Source organism: Lysobacter sp., assembly GCF_035655815.1.
Lineage (GTDB): Bacteria > Pseudomonadota > Gammaproteobacteria > Xanthomonadales > Xanthomonadaceae > Lysobacter_J.
Genome location: NZ_DASRTS010000038.1, coordinates 125297 through 150994, shown reverse-complemented (window position 1 = coordinate 150994; position 25698 = coordinate 125297). Strand labels below are relative to the sequence as shown.

Genomic DNA, 25698 nt, shown 5'->3' with positions numbered 1-25698 from the left:
GTCATCCCCGCGAAGGCGGGAATCCAGGGACTTTTTACCGGTCGCCTGTGAGAAGCGGAAGAGCCAGAGCTCCCGTCCGTCTAAAGCCGGCCGGGTCACTTTTCTTTGCTGACCCAAAGTCCGACTGGATTCCCTTCGGTCAACGTAACCAAAAGAAACGGTCTTCCCCGACACAGCAATCCACCATCGGAAAAAGAGTCGGGGTCCCGCAAATCGGTGCGGCCTACGGCCACGTGGCCCGCTTGCAGCGCGGGCGTTCGGGCGATGCGCGAGCCAGTGGCTCGCAAACACGCATCGCCCTCACTCCCTGCCTCCTTGCTAGTGCCGCACATCCATGTGCGGCGTCCTCCGGTCTAGCAACAGAGTTGGCTGCTCTGCAGCAAAGATGAAGCGAACCGGCCGGCTTTAGACGGACGGAAGCTGTGGCTGCTGCTCGTGACAGGACAACGGCAAAGCGTGAAACGCCCCTGGATTCCCGCCTTTGCGGAAATGACGATCAAGAACAACAACAGATGGATCCCGGCTTCCGCCGGGATGAAGGGCAAAGGTTGAGAGCACTTGAGCGTCATGCCCCTGCCGTGCGCCAACCGCCTTACCGCGACGCCACCTCGACGCGCTGGTCCTTCTCCACGCGCCCATCCTTCATCACGAACTCGACGCGCTTGAGCACGGTCACGTCGCTCAGCGGATCGCCACTCACCGCGATCAGGTCCGCACGCTTGCCCGGTTCCAGCGTGCCCACCTGGTCGGCCAGGCCGAGCAGGTCGGCGGCGTTGACGGTAGCGGCCTGGATGGCGGTGGCCGGTGTCATGCCATGGGCGACCATCAGTTCGAACTCGTCGGCGTTGCGGCCGTGCAGGCTGACGCCCGCATCGGTGCCGAAGGCGATCTTCACGCCGGCCGGTATCGCGCGCTCCAGCGCCTTGCCGGTGATGCCGATGCGCCATTCGATCTTCTCGCGCACCTCGCCGGTATAGGCGTCGGGATTCTTCGCCAGGCGCTCCTTGTAGCCGTTCACCGTCGACAGCGTCGGCACGTAATAGGCGCCGGTCTGTCGCAGCAGCTTGAGGTCGGCGTCGTCCATCATCGTGCCGTGCTCGATCGAATCGGCACCCGCGCGCAACGCCAGCGCGATACCGTCGGCGCCGTGCGCGTGCACGGCCACCTTCTTCCTGTACAGGTGCGCGGTCTCGACGATGGCCCGGGCCTCGTCGTCGAACATCTGCTGCCCCAGGCCGGCACCGATGCGGCTGTTCACGCCGCCGGTGGTGGCGATCTTGATCACGTCGACGCCGCGCGCCACCTGCCGACGCACGGCCTTGCGGCACGCTTCGGCGCCGTCGCAGGTGTTGCCGTGCACGTCCAGCGCGGCATGCAGTTCGTCGCGAAAACCCAGCGTGGGGTCCATGTGGCCGGCGGTGGTGGAGATGGACGTGCCCGCGTCCACGATGCGCGGGCCGGGCAGCTTGCCGGCGGCGACCGCGTCGCGCAGCGCCAGCGTCACGCCGTCCTCGTCTCCGAGGTTGCGCACCGTGGTGAAACCGGCGTGCAGCGTCTTGCGCGCGTTCACGGCCGCCTCGTAGGCATGATCGGCCACACCCTTCGAGATGCCTTCCAGCTGGCCTTCCACGCCGGCCTTGTCCGACGTCAGGTGCACGTGGCTGTCGATCAGGCCGGGCAGGACGAAGCGGTCGCGCAGGTCGATGACCGGGGCGCCGGCCGCATTGGGCAGCGCTTCGGCGGCTACGAAGCCCTCGCGCACCGCTTCGATGCGCCCACCACACACCAGCAGCGTGCTCGCGCCACGGGCGGCCTGGCCGGGACGGTCGAGCAGGCGACCGGCATGGATCACGCTGCAGCGTGCGGCGGATTCGGCTGCGGCGACCAGTCCGGGCGTGAGCAGCGCCAGCAGCAGCGCAGGCGTGGTCCAGGTCGAAAGGTGCGTGCGGCGTGCGGTCATGCGGTTCCCCTATGCGAACGTTGGCCCCGCAGCATACGGGCTGACGGATCGGCGCGACTGCGACCGCCGAGTCATATCGGCTTCACGCGCTTGTCCAGTGCGCTGGCGCCACCATCTGTGGAAGACATCCCGTAGCAACGCCAGGTGGTCGCGCAGTTCCATGCTGAACCCGCATTTCGATAACACCTTCATCCGCGATCTTCCCGGCGATCCCGAAACCGGCCCCGGCGTGCGCCAGGTCCACGGCGCCGCGTGGTCGCAGGTGGATCCCACGCCAGTCACCGCTCCGCGCTTGCTGGCCTATTCGCCGGAAATGGCGGAAAGGCTCGGCTTCGGGGAGGCGGACATCGCGTCGCCGGAGTTCGCGCGCGTGTTCGGCGGCAATGGCCTGCTGCCCGGCATGCAGCCCTTTGCCGCCAATTACGGGGGACACCAGTTCGGCCAGTGGGCCGGCCAGCTCGGCGACGGGCGCGCGATCACGCTGGGCGAGATGATCAACGCCGCGGGCGAGCGCTGGGAACTGCAGCTGAAGGGCGCGGGCCCGACGCCGTATTCGCGCAGCGCCGACGGCCGCGCGGTGTTGCGTTCCTCGATCCGCGAATTCCTGTGCAGCGAGGCCATGCACCATCTGGGCGTGCCGACCACCCGCGCGCTGAGCCTGGTCGGCACCGGCGAATGGATCGAGCGCGACATGTTCTACGACGGCCATCCGCAGATGGAACCGGGCGCCGTGGTCTGCCGCGTGGCGCCGTCGTTCATCCGCTTCGGCAACTTCGAGCTGCCGGCCTCGCGCAACGACACCGAGCTGCTGCGCCAGCTGGTGGATTTCTGCATCCGGCGCGATTTCCCCGAGCTTCGCGGACGCGCGCGCGGGCAGGAACTTTACGCGGACTGGTTCGCGACGGTGTGCGAACGCACCGCGGTGATGGTGGCGCACTGGATCCGCGTGGGCTTTGTGCATGGCGTGATGAACACCGACAACATGTCCATCCTCGGGCTCACCATCGACTACGGCCCGTATGGCTGGATCGACAACTTCGATCCCGGCTGGACGCCCAATACCACCGACCGCTACCAGCGGCGTTACCGCTTCGGCCAGCAGCCGCAGGTGGCGTACTGGAATCTCGGCCGCCTGGCTGGTGCGCTGTCGTTGCTGTTCGACGGCGTGGAGCCGTTGCAGGACGGGCTGCGCCGTTTCGTGTCCAGCTACATGGAGGCCGATCGCGACAGCACCGCGCGCAAGCTGGGCCTGGAAGACTGGCGCGAGGGCGACACCGAACTGATGCAGCAGCTGCAGGACCTGATGACCGAAGGCGAGATCGACATGACGCTGTTCTTCCGCGGCCTGGCGGACATCGACCCGAAGACGCCGGATCTGGCACCGGTGGACGAGGCGTTCTACGACGCGGAGAAGCGCGCCGCGGTGGGACCTGCATTGCGCGAATGGCTGTCGCGCTATGCCGCCCGCCTGTCGACGCAGGAGCTGCCGGAGAATGCGCGCCGTGCGCGCATGAACGCCGCCAACCCGCGTTTCGTGCTGCGCAACTATCTTGCCCAGCAGGCGATCGACCGCGCCACGGCGGGCGACATCGGCGGCGTCACCGAACTGCTTGAAGTGATGCGCCATCCATACGACGAGCAGCCCGGCCGCGAGGAATACGCGCGTCGCCGCCCCGACTGGGCACGCGAACGTGCCGGCTGCTCGATGCTGTCCTGCAGTTCCTGAGCGGCATCGCGCTCAGGGTCGAACGAACGCGTCCGGCCAGCGTTCCAGGATCGACGGGTCGACACCGACGCGACGGCACGCGCGCGGTGCGACACCGTCGTTGAGCGCGACGCGGAACAGCGGCGCCATCGTGCGCAGGACGCCTGCGGACAGTGCCGCCTGGCGCCGCTGCCAGGGCGTGTAGTGCAGGCGCTGCAGCGCCCACGGTGGCAATAGCGCGGAACCCGCGCCGAGGAACAGTTCGCGCGACAGTCCGGCCATCGGCACCGGCAGGCGGATGCGCGCCAGCACGTCCAGCACCTCGCGCGAGCGCTCGTCGAAGCGCAAATGCTGCTGCATCCGGTCGAAGTACTCACGCACGGCCGACTCGGTCGCCGGCACATCCCGCGCGCCCAGGGCTTCGGCGACCCGCCGCGCTTCGTCGTAATACGCATCCGCGGCGCCGTCGGGCAGCCGCAGCGGCGAGTAACGACGGAATCCCTCCAGGAAGCCGTAGCTCTCCGTCACGTGCACCCAGGTCAGCAGCTCCGGATCGTCGGCGCGGTAGGCACAACCATCGGGCGTGGTGCCTCGCACCTGTCCGTGGATGGCGGCGACCCGGTCGATCAGCCGCATCGCTTCGCCGCGCGATGCGTACGTCGTGCCGGCGACGAAGTTGGTGGTGCGGCGCAGACGGCCGACCAGGTCGGTGCGGAAGTTGGAGTGGTCCCACACACCCGCCAGCGCCATCGGATGCAGAGTCTGCAGCATCAGCGCGCACAGCCCGCCCGAGAGCATGCCGGGGAAGTCGGAATGGATCCGCCACGTCACGCTGAGCGGACCGAACAGCCCGGGGTCTCCCGCCGGATGGTCGTAGTCGATGCCGCTCTGGCCGCGCGGAAACGCGGACAGGACCCAGTGGCGGATGCGCCCGGCGGCGGCGGTGAGAAGGCGCGACAACGGCATGGGCGGATGATCCCACGGCGGTCCGCTCGGGTCCGTTCATGCGCCGCGCGAGCTCAAGCAGCGCCGGGCCGGTGGTCGCGGCAGGTAAGATGCGCGCATGCCCCTGATTACCCTGAACAACGTCGACTACGGCGTCGGCGGCCCCTTGCTGCTGGACGACGTGGTCCTGTCCGTCGAACCCGGCGAACGCATCGCCCTGATCGGCCGCAATGGCGCCGGCAAGTCCACGCTGATGCGCCTGATCGCCGGCGAAATCCAGCCCGACGACGGCGAGATCCGCCGCGAGGGCGGCGTGCGCGTCGCGCGGCTGGAGCAGGAAGTCCCGGCCGGTGCGGAAGGCGACGTCTGGGACGTGGTCGCCGGCGGCCTGGGCGAGCTCGGTGCGTGGCTCGCGCAGTACCACCATCTCAGCCACGCCGAACACGTGGATACCGACGCGCTGGCGAAGGTGCAGCAGAAGATCGAGGACGCGCAGGGCTGGTCGCTGGACCAGCGCGTGACCGAGACGCTGCAACGCCTGGAGCTGGACGGCGACGCACTGTTCGCGCGCCTGTCCGGCGGCATGAAGCGCCGCGTGCTGCTGGCGCGTGCACTGGTGTCATCGCCCGACGTGTTGCTGCTGGACGAGCCGACCAACCATCTGGACATCGAGGCCATCGACTGGCTGGAAGGCTTCCTCAAGGGCTGGCAGGGCGCGCTGGTGTTCGTCACCCACGATCGCCGATTCCTGCGCGCGTTGGCCACGCGCATCGTCGAGATCGACCGCGGCCAGGTGACCAGCTGGCCCGGCGACTGGAACAACTACCTGCGCCGTCGCGAGGAACGCCTCAACGCCGAGGCCCAGGAGAACGCGCGCTTCGACAAGCTGCTGGCCCAGGAAGAAGTGTGGATCCGCCAAGGCATCAAGGCACGCCGTACCCGCGATGAAGGCCGCGTTCGCCGGCTCAAGCAGATGCGCACGGAACGCTCGCAGCGTCGCGACCTGCAGGGCAACGTGAAGATGGACTTCGCGCAGTCCGAATCCTCGGGCAAGAAGGTCGTGGAAGCGAAGGACGTGAACTTCGCCTACGGCAACCGCGTGCTGGTGCGTGATTTCTCCACGACCATCTTCCGCGGCGACCGCATCGGCCTGATCGGCCCCAACGGCAGCGGCAAGACCACGCTGATCAAGCTGTTGCTGGGCGAACTGAAGCCCGATTCGGGCGAGGTGCGCCTGGGCAGCAACCTGCAGGTCGCGTACTTCGACCAGTACCGCGCCACGCTGCGCGAGGACTGGAACGCGCTGGAGAACGTCGCCGAAGGCCGCGAGTTCGTCGAGGTGGGCGGCAAGTCCAAGCACGTGATCGGCTACCTGCAGGATTTCCTGTTCACGCCCGAGCGTGCCCGCGCGCCGATCACGCGCCTGTCCGGCGGTGAGCGCAACCGCCTGCTGCTGGCCAAGCTGTTCGCGCAGCCGTCCAACCTGCTGGTGATGGACGAACCCACCAACGACCTCGACGTCGAGACGCTGGAACTGCTGGAAGAACTGCTGGGCGACTATCCCGGCACGTTGCTGCTGGTCAGCCACGATCGCGAGTTTCTCGACAACGTCGTCACGTCCACCCTGGTCATGCAGGACGATGGCCGTACGGGCACGGGCAGCATCGGCGAATACGTGGGCGGGTACAGCGACTGGTTGCGCCAGCGATCGGTTCCGAACGTTGCGGAGGCAGCGGCTACCCGGTCTGCCGCCGCAGCACCGTCACAGCCTGCGGCGTCCGCACCGGCCGCGGCGAAGAAGAAGCTCAGCTACAAGGACGAGCGCGAACTGGAGCAACTGCCGGCCCGGATCGAATCGCTCGAGACGCGTGTGGCCGAACTGACCGGGCAGATGAACGACCCGGCGTTCTTCCAGCGCGATCATGCGGCCATCACCGCGCACAACGCGGAACTGGCGAAGGTGCAGGCGGAGCTGGACGTCGCGTATGAGAGGTGGAATGAGCTGGAGGGGTGATGTCCTCCGCCACTCTCCTTCCTGCACGCTTGATGTGTGTGGCAGATGGATTCCCGCTTCGCGGGAATGACGACCTCAGGAACGACGGCATGAAGTGACCGCGGTGCGATCCGTGGGGCATCGCCCGCAAGGCCGGATCGATTTGCCGTGGCTCTTGATCGTCATCCCCGCGAAGGCGGGGATCCAGGGACTTTCTGCTTCGTCAGTCATGTGCGCGGCAGCACGCCGTCCCGTAATCAGCCCGCGCCCCGAAAACGCAACGCCGACAACCCGGCCAGCCAGCCGCCTCAACCTGTACAGGCCTTCAATCGACCTTGACTCCGGATTTGGATGATGGAGTTACATCGTCCGCAACGGAGCCAGCGACTTGGCGACCCGCAAACCGCCCAAGGCACCTGCCAAACGCGTGCGCAAGAAGCGCGTGGTGGTCGTGCGCGAAGGCGAGGCGCCGGAGCCGGTCGATGACAGCCTCGCAGCGCTGAGGGCAGCGGCCGCGGGCTGCAAGCGGTGTCCGCTTTGGAAGCCGGCCACGCAGACGGTGTTTGGTGAAGGGCCGGATGACGCGCGCGTGCTGTTCGTCGGCGAGCAACCCGGCGATGCGGAGGACCTGAGCGGCCGGCCGTTCGTGGGGCCGGCGGGCAAGCTGTTCGACCGTGCGCTGGCCGAACTCGGTCTGGACCGCGCGCGCTTCTACGTCACCAATGCGGTGAAGCACTTCAAGTTCGAGCGGCGTGGCAAGGTGCGGCTGCACCGCAGTCCCGATCCGTCCGAGCGCGCCGCGTGCCGCATCTGGTTCGAACGCGAGCTGGCCACCGTGCGGCCGGACATCATCGTCTGCCTGGGCGCCATTGCCGCCAAGGCGGTGTTCGGCAGCAAGTTCCGGCTGATGGAACAGCGTGGAACGTGGCAGACGCTGGCCAACGGCGCGCGTGCGTTCGCCACCGTGCATCCGTCGTATGTGCTGCGACAGCGCGGGGACGACGCGCGCCACGAGGCGTACGACAACTTCGTCGACGACCTGTCGCTGCTGCGGAACGTGCGCCTGAAATGAGCCCGCGCAAGTCGCCAACGCAGGGAAGCGTCCGCATCGGCATTTCCGGCTGGCGGTACGCGCCGTGGCGCGGCGTGTTCTATCCGGGCGATCTGCCGCAGCGCCGCGAACTGGAATATGCGTCGCGATGCTTTTCCAGCATCGAGATCAACGGGACGTTCTATTCGCTGCAGCGTCCGGAGAGTTTCCGCCAGTGGCATGACGAGACGCCCGACGACTTCGTCTTCGCGATCAAGGGCAGCCGCTATCTCACGCACCTGCGCCGGCTGCGTGACGTTGACACGCCACTGGCGTCGTTCTTTGCGTCGGGGCTGCTGGCGCTGGGGTCCAAACTGGGTCCGATCCTGTGGCAGCTCCCGCCCAGCTTCCGTTTCGACCCCGAGCGCCTGCGTGCGTTCTTCGAACTCTTGCCGAAGGACACGGGGCAGGCGTTACGCCTGGCGCGGCGTCGCGACGTAGCGTTGATGAAGGGGCGCAGCGTGCTGTCGATCGACCGGGAGCGTCCCTTGCGGCACGCGCTGGAAGTGCGACACACCAGCTTCTGCGTGCCGGAATGCGCGCAACTGCTGCGCGAATACAACATCGCGCTGGTGGTGGCGGACACGGCCGGGCGGTGGCCGTTCGTGGGCGAGGTGACCGCGGACTTCCTGTACCTGCGCCTGCACGGGGACGAGGAGCTGTACGCCAGCGGCTACGACGACGAGGCGCTGGACAACTGGGCCAGGCGCATCGCGACCTGGCGCCGCGGCGGCCAGCCCCGCGACATGCCCCGCATCGACAAGGGCGCGCCCGAGCGCGTCCCCCGCGACGTGTACTGCTACTTCGACAACGACGCGAAGGTGCGGGCGCCATTCGATGCGCAGGGCCTGGAGAAGCGGGTAGGCGGATGAGGCCAGGCGCCCCGGGGCAAGCCGCTGCCGCTTTCCCGCACACGACGTCGCGGTCCGCGCGACCGGCCTGCGGCATAATCGACGCATGCCTGACCGTGATGCCGATCCGCTGATCGTCGCGATTTCCTCGCGCACCCTGTTCGACATGGAGGACAGCCACACGCTGTTCGAGCGGGAGGGCATCGACGCCTATGCCGATTTCCAGCGGGAACACGAGGACGACGTGCTCGTTCCGGGCGTCGCCTTTCCACTAGTACGCAAGCTGCTGGCGCTCAACGAGGGTGCGCCGCCGGAGGCGCCGCGGGTCGAGGTGATCCTGATCTCGCGCAACTCCGCCGACAGCGGGCTGCGGATCTTCAATTCCATCGCGCACCACGGCCTGGCGATCAGGCGCGCGGCCTTCAGCAACGGCGCGCCGCCGTTTCCGTACATCCGGCCCTTCGGCGCGGACCTGTTCCTGTCGGCCAATGCCGAGGACGTGCGCAACGCACTGGCGGCCGGCGTGGCCGCGGCGACGCTGCTGCCGGCGCGTGCGCCACAGCAGCGCCATGACCAGCTGCGCATCGCGTTCGACGGCGATGCGGTGATCTTCGACGACGAAGGCGAGCGCGTCTCGCGCGAAGGCGGACTGGCTGCCTTCACCGAGCACGAGCGCAGTCATGCGGGCGAGCCGCTGTCGGGTGGCCCGTTCCGTGGATTCCTCGACGCGCTGCATCGCCTGCAGCAGGCGTTCCCCACCGGCCAGGCGTCGCCGATCCGCACCGCGCTGGTGACGGCGCGCTCGATTCCGGCGCACGAGCGCGTGATCCGCACGCTGCGCGACTGGGACATCCGCCTAGACGAGGCGCTGTTCCTGGGTGGCCGCGCCAAGGGGCCGTTCCTGGAGGCCTTTGGCGCGGACATTTTCTTCGACGATTCCGAGCACAACATCCTCTCGGCCCGCGACCACGTCGCCGCGGGCCACGTCCCGCACGGCATCGCCAACCGCTAACGGGTCGCACGCGCCTTCCGGCGAGTGCTCAATCGTGATCGTGCCGCCCGAGCTGGCTGCGGATTTCGCCGCCCGGCCACAGCGTGCTGTGCACGTTGGCGTAGGCGACGCCTTCGCGCAGGGCTTCGAGCAAGGCGTCGAACTCGCCGGCGGCCACGCCCTGGGCGCTGGGTCCGATCACGTCCGCCGCGGTGATCACGCCGGTGATGCGTGCAGGCGGAGCGGGGCAGTTCTGCGTGCCCGCCGGCCCGTTGCCGAGGTTGGTGCACAGGAACGCGGCGATACCGCCGTTCACTCCGGCCTGGCCGATGTGGATGTGCGCCTGGGTGACGCTGCCTTCCAGGTCGGCGTAGGCCAGCTCGTACCAGATCGCGCCGCCATCCTTGCTGATGCGCGCACGGAAGCTGCCGCGTCCGTCGGTGATGATGGCCGGTACCTCTTCGCTGCCTTCCAGCACCGCCCGGATGTGGCGGTCCTCGGCCTGCGCCTGCGGAAGGACGGCAGCGGCAGCCGGCAGGAGCACGGCCGCGGCAAGCATGGCGATGCGGGTCATGGTGTCCACCTCGCGTCATGGCGCCGGTTGCGCCGAACGGACGGTGGACCCGCCCCGGTTAGGCAGCGGTGAAGCGGTGCGGAAAACGACGTGGCTGGCGACGGACGGTCAGTGCTCGATGCCGACCAGCGCGTCCAGCGGCAACCGCACTTCGGTGAGCTTCCATTCCAGCCCGTTCCGGCGCAGCACGAACACCACCGGGTCCCCATCGGCGGTGTTCACCGTGGCGGTGAAGCGCGACGTCGATTCGAAGCGGTAGCGGGCGTCGCGCAGCGGATCCGGCGGTGGCTGGTGCGCGTACGAGTCACCTTCGACCGAGCCGTTCCCGGAAATGCGATGCAGCAGTCCGCGGCCCTGCAGCACCGCACCGATGCCCGCGGGCGTGGCCAGTGCATCGACCACGCCGCCCGCCGCGCTGCTGGCCAGCCCCAGCGCGAACGCGCCCAGCGGATTGTTGCGCGCGTCGATGCCGGCATTGCGGGCCAGCGCATCCTCGACCTGCGCGCGCAGGCTGCTGCGTACCGCGGGGAAGTCCACGTGTTCCTGCAGCGCGGCCGCGTCCTCGGTGGCGATGGCCTCGCGGATGGCGTTGATGGTCAGGAACGGTCCCGCGGCGATCCAGCCCGCCAGCGCGAGCAGCACCACCACGACCAGCGCGATCCACTTCTTCATGCGTGCCTGCCCGTTTGAGTCCGCGCAGAAGCATAGAGGCCGCGGCGCGAGCGTGGATGAAGGGCGGCGCTCAGCCTTCGACCGGCGCCGTCCGGCGCACGCGCGCCAGCACCACGTGCGCCGCCAGGGCGACGCAGGCGATGGCCGCACCGGCGAGGAACGCCCAGCGACCGGCACCGAGTTGCCATGCCACGGCCGCCACGCCGGCACCGGCCACGCCGCCGATGCCGCCGCTGAAGCCATACAGCAATCCCTGTGCGGCCGCCATGTCGCGCCGCTGCGGGAACAGCTCGGCCATGCGCCGCATGCAGCCGGCGTGGAAGGCGGCGAAGCTGAGTGCGTGGCCCATCTGCGCCAGCGCCATCCAGGCGAACGAAGCGCCGAACAGCGCCACCATCAGCCAGCGCGCGACGGTGGCGACCAGGCACGCCGTCATCAGGCGATGCGCGCCATAGCGCTGCACCAGGCGTGGCGCCAGCGAGAACATCACGATCTCGCACAGCACGCCGATCGCCCACAGCACGCCCACCGCAAAGCCGTCGTGCCCCTGCGCCTGCAGGTGCAGCGTGTAGAACACGTAGAACGGCCCGAACCCGAGCTGCATCAGCAGCGCGGTGACCAGCAGATGCCGCACGCCCGGTCGGCGCCACAGGTCGCCGCGTCGCGTGATCTCCGCCGCCGGTTGCGGCGCAGGCCGGTCGCCGCGATGCAGCCAGGCCGCGCCCACCGTGAGCGCCAGCCAGGGCAGCGTGAGCCATACGAATGCATCGTTGCCCAGCCGGTCCAGCAGCCAGCCGTAGGTGCCCGCCACGATCAGGAAGCCGACCGAGCCCCACATGCGGATGCGTCCGTAGTCGTGGTTGCGCGGTCCCAGCGCGGAGAGCGTCATCGCCTCGAATTGCGGCATCACCGCGTTGAAGAACACGCCGAACCAGGCCATGGTCACGAACAGCATCACGCCGTGGTCGAAACCGCCGAATGCGGCAAAGCCCAGCAATGCCAGTGCGCATCCGGCCACCAGCCAGCGCCCGGGCGCGGGGCTGCGAGCGCTCAGGCGCGCCCAGGTCGGCGGCGCGACGATGCGACCGCCGTACCACAACGCCAGCATCGCGCCCACGACGTAACCGCCGTGACCGTTGCCCGCGACCCAGCGGCCGATGTATGGCGTGTACGCGCCCAGCGCGCCGTAGTAACCCAGATAGAACAACGCATAGCGGCGGAAATCGGCGGGAGACACTGCGTGGGTCCGGGCGGGGAGTGCGGATTATGCGGGCGCGGCATGCCGCATGGCGGTGGCGGATGGCGCGCAAATCCGCGACGATCGGGCGCGCCGTCGCCGCCGAGCATCCGCGGGCCCGCGGCGCAAGCTGCACTGCACATCGCATCGGGGCGGGCGATGGCTCACCATGTGCGGCCCAATCCGCCCGCTCCACACGAGGCTCTCATGCAGACATGGCTCCGGCGCAAGAACATCGATCAGGTCACCGTGCATGAGGAAGGGCGGCGGCTGGTGCCCACCCTCGGCTGGCCGCACCTGGTCGCGTTGGGCATCGGCGCCATCGTCGGCACGGGCATCTACACGCTGATCGGCGTGGGCGCGGACAAGGCCGGCCCGGCCGTGTTGCTGTCCTTCATCGTCGCCGGCGTGGTCTGCGCCTGCGCGGCGCTGGCGTATGCCGAGATGTCCACGATGATGCCGGCCGCCGGCAGCGCCTACACCTACAGCTACACCGTGCTGGGCGAGGCGATTGCGTGGGTGGTCGGCTGGAGCCTGATCCTGGAGTACTCGCTGGTGGTCAGCACCGTGGCGGTGGGCTGGTCCGGCTACTTCGTCGGCTTCCTGGAATGGGTGCACACGCAGACAGGATGGAACGTGATGCTGCCCACGGCACTGGCGGCCGGTCCGCACGCGGGCGGCGTGATCAACCTGCCGGCCATCGTCATCACCTTCCTCGTTGCGGGCCTGCTGATCGCCGGCACGCGCGAAAGCGCCACGCTCAACGCGGTGCTGGTGGTGTTCAAGCTGATCGCGCTGGGCGTATTCATCGCTGTTGCGCTGCCGGCGTTCGACAGCGCCAACCTGACTCCGTTCATGCCGTATGGCTTCCCCAAGACGGTCGATGCCGGAGGCGTCGAGCGCGGCGTGATGGCGGCGGCGGCGATCATCTTCTTCGCGTTCTACGGATTCGATGCCATCTCCACCGCGGCCGAAGAAACCAAGAACCCGGGCCGCGACCTTTCGATCGGCATCGTCGGCTCGATGATCGGCTGCACGCTGATCTACGTGCTGGTGGCGCTGGCCGCGGTGGGCGCGATGAGCTTCACCGTGTTCGGCAAGAGCGCCGAGCCTCTGGCACTGATCATGCGCGAGCTGGGCCACGGCACGGCGGCGCTGGTCATCGGCGTGGTCGCGGTCATCGCCCTGCCGACCGTGCTGCTGGCGTTCTTCTACGGACAGAGCCGCATCTTCTTCGTGATGTCGCGCGACGGCCTGCTGCCGCGCGGCCTGTCGAAGGTCAACCCGCGCACCGGCACGCCCGTGGCGATCACCGTGTTCACCGCGGTGCTGGTGGCGGCCTTGGCCGGCGTGGCGCGTCTGGACGAGATCGCGGCGCTGGCCAATGCGGGCACGCTGGTGGCGTTCATCGCGGTAGCCGTGTGCCTGCTGGTGCTGCGCAAGCGCGACCCGGACCGCCCTCGCGTGTTCCGCGCGCCGGCGGCCTGGCTGGTCGGCCCGGTCGCGATCTTCGGCTGCATGTATCTGTTCTGGAGCCTGCCGCATAGTACGCAGAAGTGGTTCCTGGTCTGGAACGTCATCGGCATCGTCGTCTACGTGGTCTACAGCCGTGGCGCGAGCCTGCTGGGCAAGGGGCGGGCGGCCTGAGGGTTCGGTTCGGGCTCGGGAAAGGGCGCCGGAAGGCGCCTTTTCTTTGCTGGTCTTTTTTTGCCGTCATTCCCGCGAAGGCGGGAATCCATCCGTCCGCGTAGTCATGCGTTCCGGACGGCTTGCAGCGTCGGAAAAATGGATTCCCGCCTTCGCGGGAATGACGGCAGAGAGCGACTGCGCCGACAGACCTAGTTCGACAGCGCCGCACCCAACACGGCGCCTGCCTCTTCCTCGATCTTCAGGTCCGCCAGATCATCCGCACGGGTGCGGCCGCGATTGAGGATGGCGATGGGAAGCCCGGCGTCCGCCGCCATCCGTGCGAAACGGAAGCCGGAATACACCATCAACGACGAACCGACGACGAGCAGTGCATCGGAGTCGTGCAGTGCGGCGATGGCGGTCTGCGTGCGTTCACGCGGCACGTTCTCGCCGAAGAACACCACGTCGGGCTTGAGCATGCCGCCGCACCGTTCGCAGGCCGGTACGCGGAAACGCGAGAAGTCGTGGCCATCCAGGTCCGCGTCGCCGTCCGGCGCGGTGGCGGCGTCCAGGCCGGCCCAGTCGGGATTCAGATCCGCCAGGCGCTGCTGCAGGTCCACCCGCTCCGACTTCGCGCGGCAACCCAGGCACACCACGCCGTCCAGACGCCCGTGCAGGTCGATCACGCGCCGGCTGCCGGCGCGCTGATGCAGACCGTCGACGTTCTGGGTGAGCAGGGTCGACATGCGGCCAGTGGTTTCCCAGCCGGCGAGGGCGTGATGGACCGCGTTCGGCCGGGCCTCGGCGATCCTCGGCCAGCCCACGAAGCTGCGGGCCCAGTAGCGTGCATTCACGCGCGGATCGCCCGTGAAGGCCTGCCAGGTCACCGGTGGCGTGCGCTTCCACTGACCATCGGCATCGCGATAGTCGGGAATCCCGGAATTGGTGCTGCAGCCGGCGCCCGTCAGCACGAACACGCGTTGGCGATGCGCCAGCCACGTCTGCAGGCGCTCGGCGCCGGCTGGCTGAACGATGGAATCGGGTGCGGCGGACATGCCCCCATCATCTCATTCCGGGTCTGGCAGTCGCCGCGCCGCTGGCTGAACCCGTAAGCCGAACCCGTCTCAGGGCTTGAGATCACTTCCGGGCAGTATTCGCACATGGCCCTCGACGCCTTCCATCCCGCGGTCGCCGCCTGGTTCGCCAAGGCCTTCCCTGCGCCGACGCCCGCGCAGGTGCGGGCGTGGCCGGCCATCCGCAGCGGCCGCAACACGCTGGTCGCCGCGCCCACCGGCTCGGGCAAGACACTGACCGCGTTCATGACCGCCATCGACATGCTGGTGCGCCAGGGCCTGGCCAACGCAGGCGAGGGACTGTTCGGGGGCGAGGGTGCGGCGTTGCCCGACGAGACCTTCATGGTCTACGTCTCGCCGTTGAAAGCGTTGTCCAACGACATCCGCATCAACCTCGAGGCACCGCTGGCCGGCATCCGCGAGGAACTGGCCGCACTGGGCCTGCCCGACGTGGAGATCCGCACCGCGGTGCGCACCGGCGACACGCCGCAAGCCGAGCGCGCGCTCACCCGGCGCAAGCCGCCGCACATTCTGGTGACCACGCCGGAGTCGCTGTACGTGCTGCTGGGTTCCGAATCCGGCCGCGCCATGCTCTCCACCGTGCGCACGGTGATCGTCGACGAAATCCACGCCGTCGCCGCCAGCAAACGCGGCAGTCACCTGGCCCTGTCGCTGGAGCGCCTCGAGGCGCTGCATGGGCAGCGCCTCACGCGGGTCGGCCTGTCCGCCACGCAGAAGCCGATCGAGGAGGTCGCCCGTTACTTGGTGGGCACCGCAGCGGTGGCCGCGGACGGCACGCCGGATTGCGAGATCGTCGACATCGGCTACACGCGCCAGCGCGACCTGGCGCTGGAACTCCCGCCGACGCCGCTCAGCGCGGTGATGTCCACCGACCAGTGGGAACAGGTCTATACGCGGCTGACCGAACTGGTCGAGCAGCACCGCACCACGCTGGTGTTCGTCAACACGCGACGCATGGCCGAACGCGCCGCGCACAACCTCGCGCAGAAGCTGGGCAAGGAAGCGGTGGCCGCGCATCACGGCAGCCTGTCGAAGGAACTGCGCCTGGAGGCGGAACAGAAGCTCAAGCGCGGCGAACTGCGCGTGCTGGTGGCGACCGCCTCGCTGGAACTGGGCATCGACATCGGCGACGTGGACCTGGTGTGCCAGCTGGGTTCGCCGCGGTCGATCGCCGCGTTCCTGCAGCGCGTGGGCCGTTCGGGCCACATGGTGGGCGGCACGCCGAAGGGCCGGCTGTTTCCGCAGACGCGCGACGAACTGGTCGAATGCGCGGCACTGCTCGACAGCGTGCGTCGCGGCGAACTCGACGCGCTGGTCATGCCCGAAGCGCCGCTGGACGTGCTGTCGCAGCAGATCGTCGCCGAAGCCTCCTGCCAGGAGTGGGAAGAGGACGCGCTGTTCGACTGGGTGCGTCGCGCCTGGCCCTACGCGCAGCTCAAGCGCGAGGATTTCAACGCCATCGTGCGCATGCTGGCCGACGGCTTCACCACGCGCCGCGGCATCCGTGCCGGTTACCTGCATCGCGACGCGGTGAACCGCGTGGTGCGCGGACGCAAGGGTGGGCGCACCACGGCGCTGATGTCGGGCGGCACCATTCCCGATACCGCCGACTACTCGGTGGTGGTCGAGCCCGAATCCGTCTTCATCGGCACGGTCAACGAAGACTTCGCCGTCGAGAGCATGGCGGGAGACATCTTCCAGCTGGGCAACGCGAGCTACCGCATCCTGCGCGTCGAGCCAGGCAAGGTGCGCGTGGAAGACGCGCAGGGCGCGCCGCCGAGCATTCCGTTCTGGCTGGGCGAGGCGCCGGGCCGCACCGACGAACTCTCGCATTCCGTGTCGCGCCTGCGTGAGGAAGTGATGGCTCGCATCGAGCCGTCGCTTGAGCCTCTCTACGCTGTTGAGCCCCTCTCCCCCGGCGACCGGAGGGAGTGCAGGGCTGAGAGGGGTTGGGGTGAGGGTCGGGACCAAAGAAGCGATGAAGCGGCTGATGCCAGGTCTGTTAATTCGGGCATCCATCTCTCTTCGACGACCTCTCCCAGCTCTGCGCTCCCGCCGGTCGCCGCGGGAGAAGGGAGTCATGCAGTCGGTGATGGAAGCACCACCCACCTCGCCCATATCGAAGCAAGCGACGCGTTCCGCTGGCTCACCAACGACGTAGGCCTGAACGCCGAGGCAGCGCGCCAGATCATCGAATACCTCGCCGGCGCCGCCGCCGCGCTGGGCGCCATGCCCACGCAGAACACGCTGGTGCTGGAGCGCTTCTTCGACGATTCCGGTGGCACACAGCTGGTCATCCACACGCCGTATGGCAGCCGCATCAACCGTGCGTGGGGCCTGGCGCTGCGCAAGCGTTTCTGCCGCAAGTTCAACTTCGAACTGCAGGCCGCGGCGACGGAGGACGCGATCATCCTGTCGCTGTCCACCGCGCACAGCTTCCCGCTGGACGAGGTCGCGCGTTACCTGCACTCGTCGTCGGCCGAGCACGTGCTGATCCAGGCGTTGCTGGACGCGCCGTTGTTCGGCGTGCGCTGGCGCTGGGCGGCCACCACAGCGCTGGCGCTGCCGCGCTTCGTCGGCGGCAAGAAGGTGCCACCGCAACTGCAGCGCATGAAGTCCGAGGACCTGCTCGCCACGGTCTTCCCCGACCAGGTGGCCTGCGCCGAGAACCTGGTGGGCGAACGCGAAGTGCCGGACCACCCGCTGGTCGCGCAGACGCTGCACGACTGCCTGCACGAGGCCATGGACATCGATGGCTGGCTGGACGTGCTGCGCGCGATGGAATCCGGCGACGTGCAGATCGTCGCACGCGACCTCAGTGCGCCGTCGCCGTTCGCGGCGGAGGTGCTCAACGCCCGGCCGTATGCATTCCTGGACGACGCACCGCTCGAGGAGCGCCGCACGCAGGCCGTGCAGACGCGGCGCTACACCGACGCGCGCAGCCCCGACGACCTGGGGCGGCTCGACGCCGATGCCATCGACGCGGTGCGCGAGGAATGCTGGCCGCAGGTGCGCAGTGCCGACGAGATGCACGAAGCGCTGATGGGGCTGGGCGTCGTCACCGCGCGCGAAGTACGCGAAAACGGTTGGGCCGACTGGCTGCAGCGTCTGGTGAAGGCCCATCGCGCCACGAAGCTCGAACCGGCCGTCGCCGACCGGCCGGTCGCGGCGCTGCGCAATCCCGACGGCCACGGCCTGTGGGTCGCGGCCGAACGCCTGCCGCAGCTGCAGGCAATCTACGCTGACGCGCCACTGCATCCGCCCATCGAGGCGCCGGCCGAATACGCCGCGCAGCCATGGGGTCGCGAGGACGCGCTGGTCGAGTTGTTGCGTTCACGCCTGACCGGTCTCGGGCCGACGCCGGCGCAGGTGATCGCCGACGATCTTTCGCTGCCACGCAGCGAGGTCGAACTGGCGCTCGTGCGCCTGCAGGGAGAGGGTTACGTGATGCAGGGGCGCTTCACGCCCGATGCTTTTGTGAAAAATCCGGCCATGGATGGCCGGGCTGTTGCGGAGGGACCCGCGCTTGAATGGTGCGAACGCCACCTGCTGGCACGCATCCACCGCTACACGCTCAAGCGCCTGCGTCGCGAGATCGAACCCGTCGCGCCACGCGACTTCATGCGCTTCCTGTTCGAGTGGCAGCGTGTGGCGCCGTCCGCACGCGTCAACGGACCCGAAGCGCTGGCCGGCGTACTCGCGCAGTTGGAGGGCTTCGAAGCGCCTGCGGCGGCGTGGGAAGCCGAACTCCTGCCCACGCGCGTCAACGACTACTCGATCACGTGGCTGGACGACCTGTGCACCGCCGGCCGCACGCTGTGGACGCGCCTGCGCGCGGGTACCGGCGATGCCGTGCAGGCACGCGCCAGCACACCCGTGCGCGCGACGCCGGTGGTGCTGCTGCCACGACGCAACGCGCCCAGCTGGACGCGCCTTGCGCCACCGCCAGCTGCGGACGACGCGTTGTCGTCGCGCGCGCAGAAGGTGGTGGACTACCTGGCCGACCACGGCGCGTCGTTCTTCGACGAACTCGTCACCGGTGCGCACCTGCTGCGCACGGAGTTGGAAGACGCGCTGGCCGAACTCGTCGCCCGCGGACGCGTGCATTGCGACAGCTACGCCGGACTGCGTGCACTGCTGGTGCCGGCATCCAAACGGCCCAGCGCGCACCAGGGCCGCCGTCGTCGCGCCGCGCTGTTCGGCATCGAGGACGCGGGCCGCTGGGCCCTGATCCGCCGTCCGGCGGCCGACATCGCGCCCTCGCCGGACGATGTCGAACACGTCGCCCGCACGCTGCTGCGCCGCTACGGCGTGGTGTGCTGGCGCCTGCTCGAACGCGAAGCGCCGTGGCTGCCGCCGTGGCGAGAGCTGATCCGCGTGTACCACCGCCTGGAGGCGCGTGGCGAGATCCGCGGTGGCCGCTTCATCTCGGGCCTGAGCGGCGAGCAGTTTGCGCTGCCGGAGGCAATCGGCCTGATGCGGCAGATCCGCCAGCGTCCGCACGACGGCGCCATGATCACCGTGTCTGCCGTCGACCCGCTCAACCTGGTCGGGACCATCGTCACCGGCGAGAAGGTCCCGCGCCTGACCGGTTCGCGCGTGCTGTACCGCGACGGCGTACCGCTGGCAACGCTGGTATCGGGCGAGGTGAACCTGCTCGTCGAGCTTCCGCACCAGGAAGAGGCTGCCGTGCGACGCACGCTGCTGCGTGAGCCGGAGCGGTCCATCGTGGGTTTCGTCGCTCCGGTGGTGAAGGACCTGAGCGTCTAGTCTTCACGCGTCAACGCCGGTGATCGTTCAGCACCCCGATAGCCCGGACTCATCTGGTGAGACGCTGGCCGCGCACACTCGCGCGATGCCGCGCGCCGCTGCCCAGACCGACCTGTTCACCCAGCCTGCGGGACCCCGCACGCTGTTCGACGACGCGCAGGGTGGGGTGCGCTATTGGCCCGAGTTCCTGCCGCGCGCGCTGGCGGACGACTGGTTCGCCCAGCTGAAGGACGAGGTGAAGTGGGAGGCGCAGCGGCGGCCCATGTACGACCGCATCGTCGACGTTCCCCGACTGGTCGCGTCCTATCGCCTGGACGAGGCGCGGTTGCCGGCGCCGCTGGCGGACGCCGGGGCGCGGCTGCGCGAACACCTGCACGAGCCGTTCAACGCAGTCGGCCTCAACTTCTACCGTGATGGACGCGACAGCGTCGCGCCGCATGGCGACAAGCTGCACATGCTGGTGGCCGGTCACCCCGTCGCGCTGCTGTCGCTCGGTTCGGTCCGGCGCATGACCATCCGGGCCAAGGACCTGCCGCGCACGCCCCTGCACATCGATCTGGAACCCGGCAGCCTGCTGGTGATGAGTTACGCCTCGCAGCTGACCCACGAGCATGGCGTTCCCAAGACGCGCGAGCCGGTCGGTCCGCGCATCAGCCTGGCCTATCGCGTACGTCCGCCGACCAAGGCCTGAGCGCACTTGCGGCTCCGCGACGCCGATGGGTAAATGCGCCCAGGTCGACGGGAGCTGCGTCATGCATAACGTTCGAAGCAAGCTGTCGGGAGTGGCGCTGCTGCTGGGTTTGGCAGCGAGTCCGGCGATGACGCTGGCGGCGGTGAAGGATGCCGCGCCGGGCGGGTTCACCGTCGAGAACACCGAGATGGTGCCGGTGGACGCCGACACCGCGTGGAAGGCGCTGGTGCAGGACGTCGATCGCTGGTGGCCGAAGGATCACAGCTGGTGGGGACAGGCGTCGAAGCTGTCGATCGAAGCCCGAGCCGGCGGCTGTTTCTGCGAGATTGCCGGCGCGCAGCAGGCGCAGCACATGACCGTGACCTTCGTCGATCCCGGCAAGACCCTGCGCATGATCGGTGGCCTAGGGCCGCTGCAGGGCATGGGGCTGAGCGGTGCGCTGGAGTTCCGTCTGGCTCCCGCGGACGGAGGCGGCACGCGCATCACGCTGTTCTATCGCGCCGGCGGCTATTCGCCGGATGACATCGGCAAGTTTGCGCCCGTGGTGGACAAGGTCCAGGCGCAGCAGCTCGGCGGCCTGGCCGCGTACCTCAGGAAAGCCGCAAGCAAGTAGTGCGAGCGCGGCACGCGGCTAGACTGTGCCGATGGAACAGATGGGATTGGGATTCGCCGCGCCGAAGGCCGACAGCATGCATCGGCTGTTCTTCGCCCTGTGGCCGGACGACGCATTGCGCGCACGCATCGACGACACGGCGACAACGCTGGAACGCGAGCACGCGCCGGGCGGGCGTCGCCTGCGGGCGGACCGTTATCACGTGACGCTGCAGTTCCTCGGCGACTTCAAACCGCTGCCGGACGGATTGCTGGATCGCGTCCGCACGGCGGCGGCCAACGTACGTTCGCCATCGTTCGCGCTGGAACTGGATCGCGCGGGCAGCTTCCGCGGGTCAAACGTCTGGTGGCTCGGCAGCCACGAGGCACCATCCGCGTTGAAGTCACTCTGGGATGAGCTGGGGCGCGCCCTGCTGAAGCAAGGCATCCGGCCGCGATCCACCGGCGGCTTCGTCCCGCACCTGACCATCCAGCGCGACGTGCGGCATCATCTGCCGCCCACGCCGGTGGAAGCCTTGCATTGGGACGTGCGCGAGTTCGTCCTGATCGACAGCCGGCCCGGCCAGCCTTATCGCATCGAAGGCCGCTGGCCGCTCGAGTAGGGTTCAGTGCCGCAACGCGATGTCCGGCCATCGATCCAGACTGCCGTCCTCGCGCACGACCACGTAGTCGCGCGCGGTGGCGAACAGCACCGCCAGCGGATGTTCCAGCGGCTGCCGCACGAACGCCAGGCGCCAGCCGAAGCGCTCGCAAGCCGACAGCATGTCCCGCTGCGCTGGAGTGAGCCCCATGCGTCGCTGGATGCGGATGCCCCAGGGCGGTGTGCGTCGATCGCGCGTGGCCATGGCGGTTCCCCCTTTTTCTCCGCTCATCCATTCCAACGCGGAAGCGGGTGCAGAACAGGACGCGACTTTCAGGGGGGCTGCGCATGTCTACCGCTCCGCGCATCGAGCCTGCATCGCGAAGCCTGCCAGGTCCTGAGCGCTTGCTCGTCATCCCCGCGAAGGCGGGGATCCATGGACGTTTTACGCTTTCCCGGCGCGCTTGAACAACGAAAGCCAAAGCTTCCGTCCGTCTAAAGCCGGCCGGGTCACTTTTCTTTGCTGACCCAAAGTCCGACTGGATTCCCGCGATCCTACGACCGGAGACGGGTCGGGGCCTCGCAAGTCGGTGCGGCCTACGGCCGCGGGCCTGCGCTTGCGGCGCGGGCGTTCGGGCGATGCGCGAGCCAGTGGCTCGCAAGCCGCATCGCCCTCACTCCGTGCCTCCTTGCTCAGCGCCGCACATCCCTGTGCGGCGCCCTACGGGTCTAGTGGTGTGCTTGGCTGTTCAACAGCAACAACAACAGCAACAACAACGTGAGCGAGTTCGGAAACTCGTCATTCCCGCGAAGGCGGGAATCCATGCATCAGATCCGGTTCCGCCTTCCGCAGGCTCGATACCTCCTGCGGACAGATTCCCGCTTGCGCGGGAATGACGAAACAGTCGCAGCCATCAGATCGACGCGCTACGGCTTGGCCCCAAGCGGCTCCACGTCCGCCGCCCACGTCAGCGCAAGATCATGCTCTCCCGGTTCGAATGCGCGGATTTCGGTGTTGGGGAAGAAGCGGCCGGCGAACTCGGAGATATTGGCCAGCCATTGCTTGTCGGTGATGATCGCGCCGCGGGCGAAGCGGCGGTATTCGCCGAACTTGCTCAGTGCGTAACGCAGGTCCTTGGCCATGGCCTGCGGGGTGAGGCCGGTGAATCCGGTCATGTCGCAGAACACGCCGATGCGTTCGTGCAGGCGCAGGCGGCCTTCGAGGTCGGCGATGCAGCGGTCGTAGTCGTCGCCGTCGAGCGTGCCGCTGATGCGGTAGGCGCCGACGTGAGACGGTGAAGGCAGGATGTCCAGCATGGCCGTGTTCTCCTTGTGGAATCGTGGGTCATTCGGTCAGGAAGGCGCCGCAGCCGCGATAGGTCTTGCCGCCTGCGGTCAGCTGTGCGGTCGCTTCGAACCGCGCGCCGCTCATGTCGTCCTGGCAGGGCTTGCGTTCGATCGCCAGTTCGACCTGCGTGCCGCTGTCGGTCTTTCCGATGAAGCCGGTTCCGTTGCTGCGCGGTTGTGCGCGCGCGACTTCGAGCTTGCGTGCACCGAAGTCGAGTTCCGCCCGCAGTGACGGCGCCTCGCCCTGGCCTACTTCGACCAGCCATCCCGGCTCGTTGCCGACGGCGCGGAACGCGATGCCGCGATCGCGCGCGGCATCCCAGGGTGAGGGGCCTCCAGCAAGCGTGCATTCCTGCTTGTCTTCGCCAGCCAGCGACAGCGTGCCGGTGTCGCCCTTGGTCCAGAACTCGTTGCCGTCGGCGTCGGCGTAACGAGCGCCGGAGGCGGAGCGCGCCAGCGGCAGGGTGAGGCGACGTCCGTTCACCGACAGCTGCACGCGCTCGCTGGCCTGTTCGAACGTCGCACCGACCCGCGCTTCGCCGCATTGCCAGTGGGTGACGTTGTCGGTACCCGTCGTGGCCGAAGCACCCTCTGCGGAGACACGCACCATGCGGATTTCCACCGGCAGGTTCCGTGCGGGATCCACCGGAACGCGCGTGTCGCTGACGAACCAGAGCTTGCCGTCCGGGCCGGTCAGCGCGGCATGCAGGCCGTACATGCCGTTGGGACGCAGCTTCACCGGGTCGTAGGGAAGGCTGAAGGCGTAGGGCGGGCCGGCCACGTCCTTCAGCGTGACCTCCGACAGCACCGCCTTGGGCGTGTCGGCCAGCAGGTTGTCGATGAGCTGCACGCGCAGGCTTGCGCCGGGCGGCACCTGGATGCGTTCCAGGTATGTGGCGGTGCCGTTGATGGCGTGCGCGCCCTGGGTCATCGGCGGCGCGGACGCAGGCGTTTCCGGGGCGGGGATCTGCGCGGTTTCGGTGTCGCGCGGCTGGCAGGCGGTCAGCGCAAGCAAGGCCAGCAGGCACGACGTTCGCAGCATTGCATCGGTGGACATCGGCATGGCGCGACTCCTTGCGGACGTCGCGCCAGCCTACCGGAGAGAATGTTGCGATGCCGTCAGCGCGGCGCGGTGTCGGTACGCATCACGGGATAGCGGCGGTACTGCGTGTCCCACGAGGAATGCCGGCGCGCGAAGAACTCCAGTCGCGCCTGCGGGTCGCCGGCGAACGCGGCATCGTCCTTCAGGCGCCGCTCGAACTCAGCCTTCACCTTGGGGTCCTTGAGCATGTCGCGTGCGACCTCTTCGGCGACGTAGTCCTCCATGTACTCCTTGCGCTCGAAGTAGTTGTTGAACTCGCCCCATGCCACCAGCGCATCCGGTGCCTGCGGCTCCAGCAGCGCCATGGCCAGGCGCGCCTTCGGCTGGGCGATCGGCACGAACAGGGCGCCGGCCCGCACGTCCTGGGTTTCGGCGTTCCAGTCGCCTTCCAGCGTGGCGCGCTGGTGGCCTTCGACCGACTGCGCGGCGAGCGTCGCCTTGCTCGCGCGAAACGCCTGCACCTTTGCGCCGGGCAGTGCGCGGTCCAGGCGCCGGTACTGCACGCCGTGCTGGTCCAGCTTCGCCGCGACCCACTGCGCGTGTGCGGCGGGAACCAGATAGCCCGCCTTCGGTGCATCGACCACGCGCGCCGGGACGATCTCGTCGCGCATCGGCAGGTGCCACACCTGCGGCGTGGTCTCGTCGTAGCGGGTCATCAGCGCACCGGACACCTCCGATGGCGTGCGCGTGTAGGCGTAGCCACGGAAGTCTATGGTGCGCACCCGGTCGGTGGTCCTGTAGTCCAGCGCGACCGGTTGACCGGCGAGCCTGGCCGAGCGCGCGTCGGCGGCGCGGGCCTGCTGCTGCCACTGCTTGCCGTTCGCGGCGACCAGGTCCAGCAGCGCGACGATGGTGTTGTAGGTCACCTTCACCCGGTGCGGGTAATCCCGCCAGGAGTGGGTTTCCACGAGCATCGCGAGGCGATTGCGCAGCTGGAAATAACCATGCGAGAAGCGCGGCGTCGCCACGCCGTCCTCGAAGCCGGACTCGGGCTCGTCGTTCTTCACGAACGAGGGATAGAACGGCAGCGGCAGCGAACCTTCCGCCGCCAGTCGCTGGATGACGCCGTCGCGCAGCGCGGTGCCGGCCTGGCGCAGCGCCTCGTCGCCGCTGTGCACCGGCTCCACCTGGATCGACACGTCATGCTCGAACTTGGCGCCGTCGGTGACGTGCAGGTCCACGTAGGCCAGCGGATCCCATGCGTTGACCAGGCGCAGCATGGCCTGCATCTCGGGCGTGTCGGCCTTGGCGTAGTCGCGGTTGAGGTTGTAGTTCTGCGCGGTGGTGCGCCAGCCCATCTCTTCGGGGCCGCGCTGGTTCGGGCGGTTCCATGCGGCGAAACGCTCGTGCCCGTCGACGTTGAACACCGGCACGAACAGCAGCACCTGGCGGTCCAGCGCGCCCGGCGCGATCTCGCCGTCGAGCGCCCGGCGCAATGCGAGGAAACCCGCGTCCTTGCCGTCGATCTCACCGGCATGGATACCGCCCTGGATCAGCATGACCGGCAAGCCTTTCGCCTGTGCTTCCTGCGGCGTGAACGCGCCGGCCCTGGACACGACCAGCACCTTCATGGGGCGGCCTTCGGGCGTGGTGCCGAAGTCCTGGCAGCGCACCGCCTGCGGGTACTTCTTCGCGAACGCATCGCACAGTGCGATGACCTCGTCGTAGCGGCCGGTCTTGATGAAGCCACTGCGCTCGGACACGGTGGTCAGCGTGGCGTCGGAGGTGGCGGCTGCGGCGGGCAGCGCCAGCAGCAGGGCGGCAACGAGCGGGGCAAGCGTCAGCGGACGGATCATCGAGCGGCGTCTCGTGGAAAAAAGTCGCCGCATGGTAGCCGAGGGTGGCCGGTGCGCCG

At 68.6% G+C, this 25698-nt stretch carries 18 protein-coding genes and 3 pseudogenes; 11 read left to right on the top strand and 10 right to left on the bottom strand.

Annotated features, from left to right (window positions below; translation table 11 throughout):
* Nucleotides 1-592: 592 nt before the first annotated feature.
* Nucleotides 593-1960, bottom strand: coding sequence for a metal-dependent hydrolase family protein (locus VFE83_RS11525; RefSeq protein ID WP_324906216.1), 1368 nt, complete (start codon nucleotides 1958-1960; stop codon nucleotides 593-595).
* Between the two features lie 160 nt (nucleotides 1961-2120).
* On the opposite strand from VFE83_RS11525, the gene VFE83_RS11520 reads away from it, so the two are divergent.
* Nucleotides 2121-3686: a protein adenylyltransferase SelO gene (locus tag VFE83_RS11520; protein WP_324906214.1), complete on the top strand. Its 1566-nt coding sequence runs from the start codon at nucleotides 2121-2123 to the stop codon at nucleotides 3684-3686.
* A 12-nt stretch (nucleotides 3687-3698) separates the two neighbouring features.
* On the opposite strand, the gene VFE83_RS11515 is transcribed toward VFE83_RS11520, so the two are convergent.
* Nucleotides 3699-4631 (bottom strand): oxygenase MpaB family protein, encoded by a 933-nt coding sequence (locus tag VFE83_RS11515; protein ID WP_324906212.1) that lies wholly within the window; start codon nucleotides 4629-4631, stop codon nucleotides 3699-3701.
* Nucleotides 4632-4728: 97 nt separating this feature from the next.
* On the opposite strand from VFE83_RS11515, the gene VFE83_RS11510 reads away from it, so the two are divergent.
* The 4 genes and pseudogenes from VFE83_RS11510 (at nucleotide 4729) to VFE83_RS11495 (ending at nucleotide 9556) form a co-directional block, all read left to right on the top strand.
* Entirely contained in the window at nucleotides 4729-6624 is a 1896-nt protein-coding gene (locus tag VFE83_RS11510; RefSeq protein WP_324906210.1) for an ATP-binding cassette domain-containing protein, read from the top strand.
* A 388-nt stretch (nucleotides 6625-7012) separates the two neighbouring features.
* A pseudogene (locus VFE83_RS11505) lies at nucleotides 7013-7675 on the top strand (UdgX family uracil-DNA binding protein); the annotation flags it as partial.
* Nucleotides 7672-8565 carry a DUF72 domain-containing protein gene (locus VFE83_RS11500; protein ID WP_324906208.1) on the top strand — a complete coding sequence of 298 codons (894 nt, stop codon included), beginning with the start codon at nucleotides 7672-7674 and terminating at the stop codon, nucleotides 8563-8565. The pseudogene VFE83_RS11505 and the gene VFE83_RS11500, both read left to right, overlap by 4 nt.
* An 85-nt stretch (nucleotides 8566-8650) precedes the next feature.
* Complete coding sequence (locus VFE83_RS11495) at nucleotides 8651-9556, top strand: 5'-nucleotidase (RefSeq protein WP_324906206.1); 906 nt, start codon at nucleotides 8651-8653, stop codon at nucleotides 9554-9556.
* Between the two features lie 28 nt (nucleotides 9557-9584).
* On the opposite strand, the gene VFE83_RS11490 is transcribed toward VFE83_RS11495, so the two are convergent.
* The 3 genes from VFE83_RS11490 to VFE83_RS11480 all read right to left on the bottom strand — a co-directional run bounded on the left by VFE83_RS11490 (nucleotide 9585) and on the right by VFE83_RS11480 (nucleotide 12018).
* Nucleotides 9585-10109 (bottom strand): CHRD domain-containing protein, encoded by a 525-nt coding sequence (locus tag VFE83_RS11490; protein ID WP_324906205.1) that lies wholly within the window; start codon nucleotides 10107-10109, stop codon nucleotides 9585-9587.
* A gap of 108 nt (nucleotides 10110-10217) precedes the next feature.
* Entirely contained in the window at nucleotides 10218-10781 is a 564-nt protein-coding gene (locus VFE83_RS11485) for a DUF2939 domain-containing protein (RefSeq protein WP_324906203.1), read from the bottom strand.
* 70 nt (nucleotides 10782-10851) lie between these two features.
* Nucleotides 10852-12018: an MFS transporter gene (locus VFE83_RS11480; protein WP_324906201.1), complete on the bottom strand. Its 1167-nt coding sequence runs from the start codon at nucleotides 12016-12018 to the stop codon at nucleotides 10852-10854.
* A gap of 207 nt (nucleotides 12019-12225) precedes the next feature.
* On the opposite strand from VFE83_RS11480, the gene VFE83_RS11475 reads away from it, so the two are divergent.
* The gene (locus VFE83_RS11475; RefSeq protein ID WP_324906199.1) at nucleotides 12226-13665 is read left to right on the top strand and encodes an amino acid permease; all 1440 of its coding nucleotides are present in this window, start codon (nucleotides 12226-12228) and stop codon (nucleotides 13663-13665) included.
* Between the two features lie 191 nt (nucleotides 13666-13856).
* On the opposite strand, the gene VFE83_RS11470 is transcribed toward VFE83_RS11475, so the two are convergent.
* Nucleotides 13857-14702, bottom strand: a complete 846-nt coding sequence (locus VFE83_RS11470; protein ID WP_324906197.1) for an NAD-dependent protein deacetylase — start codon at nucleotides 14700-14702, stop codon at nucleotides 13857-13859.
* 105 nt (nucleotides 14703-14807) lie between these two features.
* Between VFE83_RS11470 and VFE83_RS11465 the strand changes: the two are divergent.
* The 5 genes and pseudogenes from VFE83_RS11465 to thpR all read left to right on the top strand — a co-directional run.
* Nucleotides 14808-16616 (top strand): annotated as a pseudogene (locus tag VFE83_RS11465) (DEAD/DEAH box helicase); the annotation flags it as partial.
* 156 nt (nucleotides 16617-16772) lie between these two features.
* Nucleotides 16773-19511 (top strand): annotated as a pseudogene (locus tag VFE83_RS11460) (Lhr family helicase); the annotation flags it as partial.
* Nucleotides 19512-19596: 85 nt separating this feature from the next.
* A complete protein-coding gene (locus tag VFE83_RS11455; protein WP_324906195.1) occupies nucleotides 19597-20202 on the top strand; it encodes an alpha-ketoglutarate-dependent dioxygenase AlkB in 606 nt (201 codons plus the stop codon).
* A 61-nt stretch (nucleotides 20203-20263) separates the two neighbouring features.
* On the top strand, nucleotides 20264-20815 hold the full coding sequence (locus VFE83_RS11450) for an SRPBCC domain-containing protein (RefSeq protein WP_324906193.1): 552 nt from the start codon (nucleotides 20264-20266) through the stop codon (nucleotides 20813-20815).
* 31 nt (nucleotides 20816-20846) lie between these two features.
* The gene (gene thpR, locus VFE83_RS11445) at nucleotides 20847-21416 is read left to right on the top strand and encodes an RNA 2',3'-cyclic phosphodiesterase (protein WP_324906191.1); all 570 of its coding nucleotides are present in this window, start codon (nucleotides 20847-20849) and stop codon (nucleotides 21414-21416) included.
* Between the two features lie 3 nt (nucleotides 21417-21419).
* Here the strand turns inward: thpR and VFE83_RS11440 are convergent, their stop codons facing one another.
* From VFE83_RS11440 to VFE83_RS11425, 4 genes are all read right to left on the bottom strand, one after another.
* On the bottom strand, nucleotides 21420-21659 hold the full coding sequence (locus VFE83_RS11440; protein ID WP_324906189.1) for a hypothetical protein: 240 nt from the start codon (nucleotides 21657-21659) through the stop codon (nucleotides 21420-21422).
* 662 nt (nucleotides 21660-22321) lie between these two features.
* Nucleotides 22322-22711: an STAS/SEC14 domain-containing protein gene (locus VFE83_RS11435; protein ID WP_324906187.1), complete on the bottom strand. Its 390-nt coding sequence runs from the start codon at nucleotides 22709-22711 to the stop codon at nucleotides 22322-22324.
* Between the two features lie 28 nt (nucleotides 22712-22739).
* Complete coding sequence (locus tag VFE83_RS11430) at nucleotides 22740-23804, bottom strand: MliC family protein (RefSeq protein ID WP_324906185.1); 1065 nt, start codon at nucleotides 23802-23804, stop codon at nucleotides 22740-22742.
* A 56-nt stretch (nucleotides 23805-23860) separates the two neighbouring features.
* Complete coding sequence (locus VFE83_RS11425) at nucleotides 23861-25639, bottom strand: M14 family metallopeptidase (protein ID WP_324906183.1); 1779 nt, start codon at nucleotides 25637-25639, stop codon at nucleotides 23861-23863.
* Nucleotides 25640-25698 lie beyond the last annotated feature (59 nt).

Coding starts and splice junctions, on each gene's coding strand:
- VFE83_RS11455 (WP_324906195.1), top strand. CDS start 19,597: ATGCCGCGCGCCGCTGCCCAGACCGACCTGTTCACCCAGCCTGCGGGA.
- VFE83_RS11500 (WP_324906208.1), top strand. CDS start 7,672: ATGAGCCCGCGCAAGTCGCCAACGCAGGGAAGCGTCCGCATCGGCATT.
- VFE83_RS11450 (WP_324906193.1), top strand. CDS start 20,264: ATGCATAACGTTCGAAGCAAGCTGTCGGGAGTGGCGCTGCTGCTGGGT.
- VFE83_RS11525 (WP_324906216.1), bottom strand. CDS start 1,960: ATGACCGCACGCCGCACGCACCTTTCGACCTGGACCACGCCTGCGCTG.
- VFE83_RS11520 (WP_324906214.1), top strand. CDS start 2,121: ATGCTGAACCCGCATTTCGATAACACCTTCATCCGCGATCTTCCCGGC.
- VFE83_RS11430 (WP_324906185.1), bottom strand. CDS start 23,804: ATGCCGATGTCCACCGATGCAATGCTGCGAACGTCGTGCCTGCTGGCC.
- VFE83_RS11440 (WP_324906189.1), bottom strand. CDS start 21,659: ATGGCCACGCGCGATCGACGCACACCGCCCTGGGGCATCCGCATCCAG.
- VFE83_RS11490 (WP_324906205.1), bottom strand. CDS start 10,109: ATGACCCGCATCGCCATGCTTGCCGCGGCCGTGCTCCTGCCGGCTGCC.
- VFE83_RS11435 (WP_324906187.1), bottom strand. CDS start 22,711: ATGCTGGACATCCTGCCTTCACCGTCTCACGTCGGCGCCTACCGCATC.
- VFE83_RS11470 (WP_324906197.1), bottom strand. CDS start 14,702: ATGTCCGCCGCACCCGATTCCATCGTTCAGCCAGCCGGCGCCGAGCGC.
- thpR (WP_324906191.1), top strand. CDS start 20,847: ATGGAACAGATGGGATTGGGATTCGCCGCGCCGAAGGCCGACAGCATG.
- VFE83_RS11515 (WP_324906212.1), bottom strand. CDS start 4,631: ATGCCGTTGTCGCGCCTTCTCACCGCCGCCGCCGGGCGCATCCGCCAC.
- VFE83_RS11510 (WP_324906210.1), top strand. CDS start 4,729: ATGCCCCTGATTACCCTGAACAACGTCGACTACGGCGTCGGCGGCCCC.
- VFE83_RS11425 (WP_324906183.1), bottom strand. CDS start 25,639: ATGATCCGTCCGCTGACGCTTGCCCCGCTCGTTGCCGCCCTGCTGCTG.
- VFE83_RS11485 (WP_324906203.1), bottom strand. CDS start 10,781: ATGAAGAAGTGGATCGCGCTGGTCGTGGTGGTGCTGCTCGCGCTGGCG.
- VFE83_RS11495 (WP_324906206.1), top strand. CDS start 8,651: ATGCCTGACCGTGATGCCGATCCGCTGATCGTCGCGATTTCCTCGCGC.
- VFE83_RS11475 (WP_324906199.1), top strand. CDS start 12,226: ATGCAGACATGGCTCCGGCGCAAGAACATCGATCAGGTCACCGTGCAT.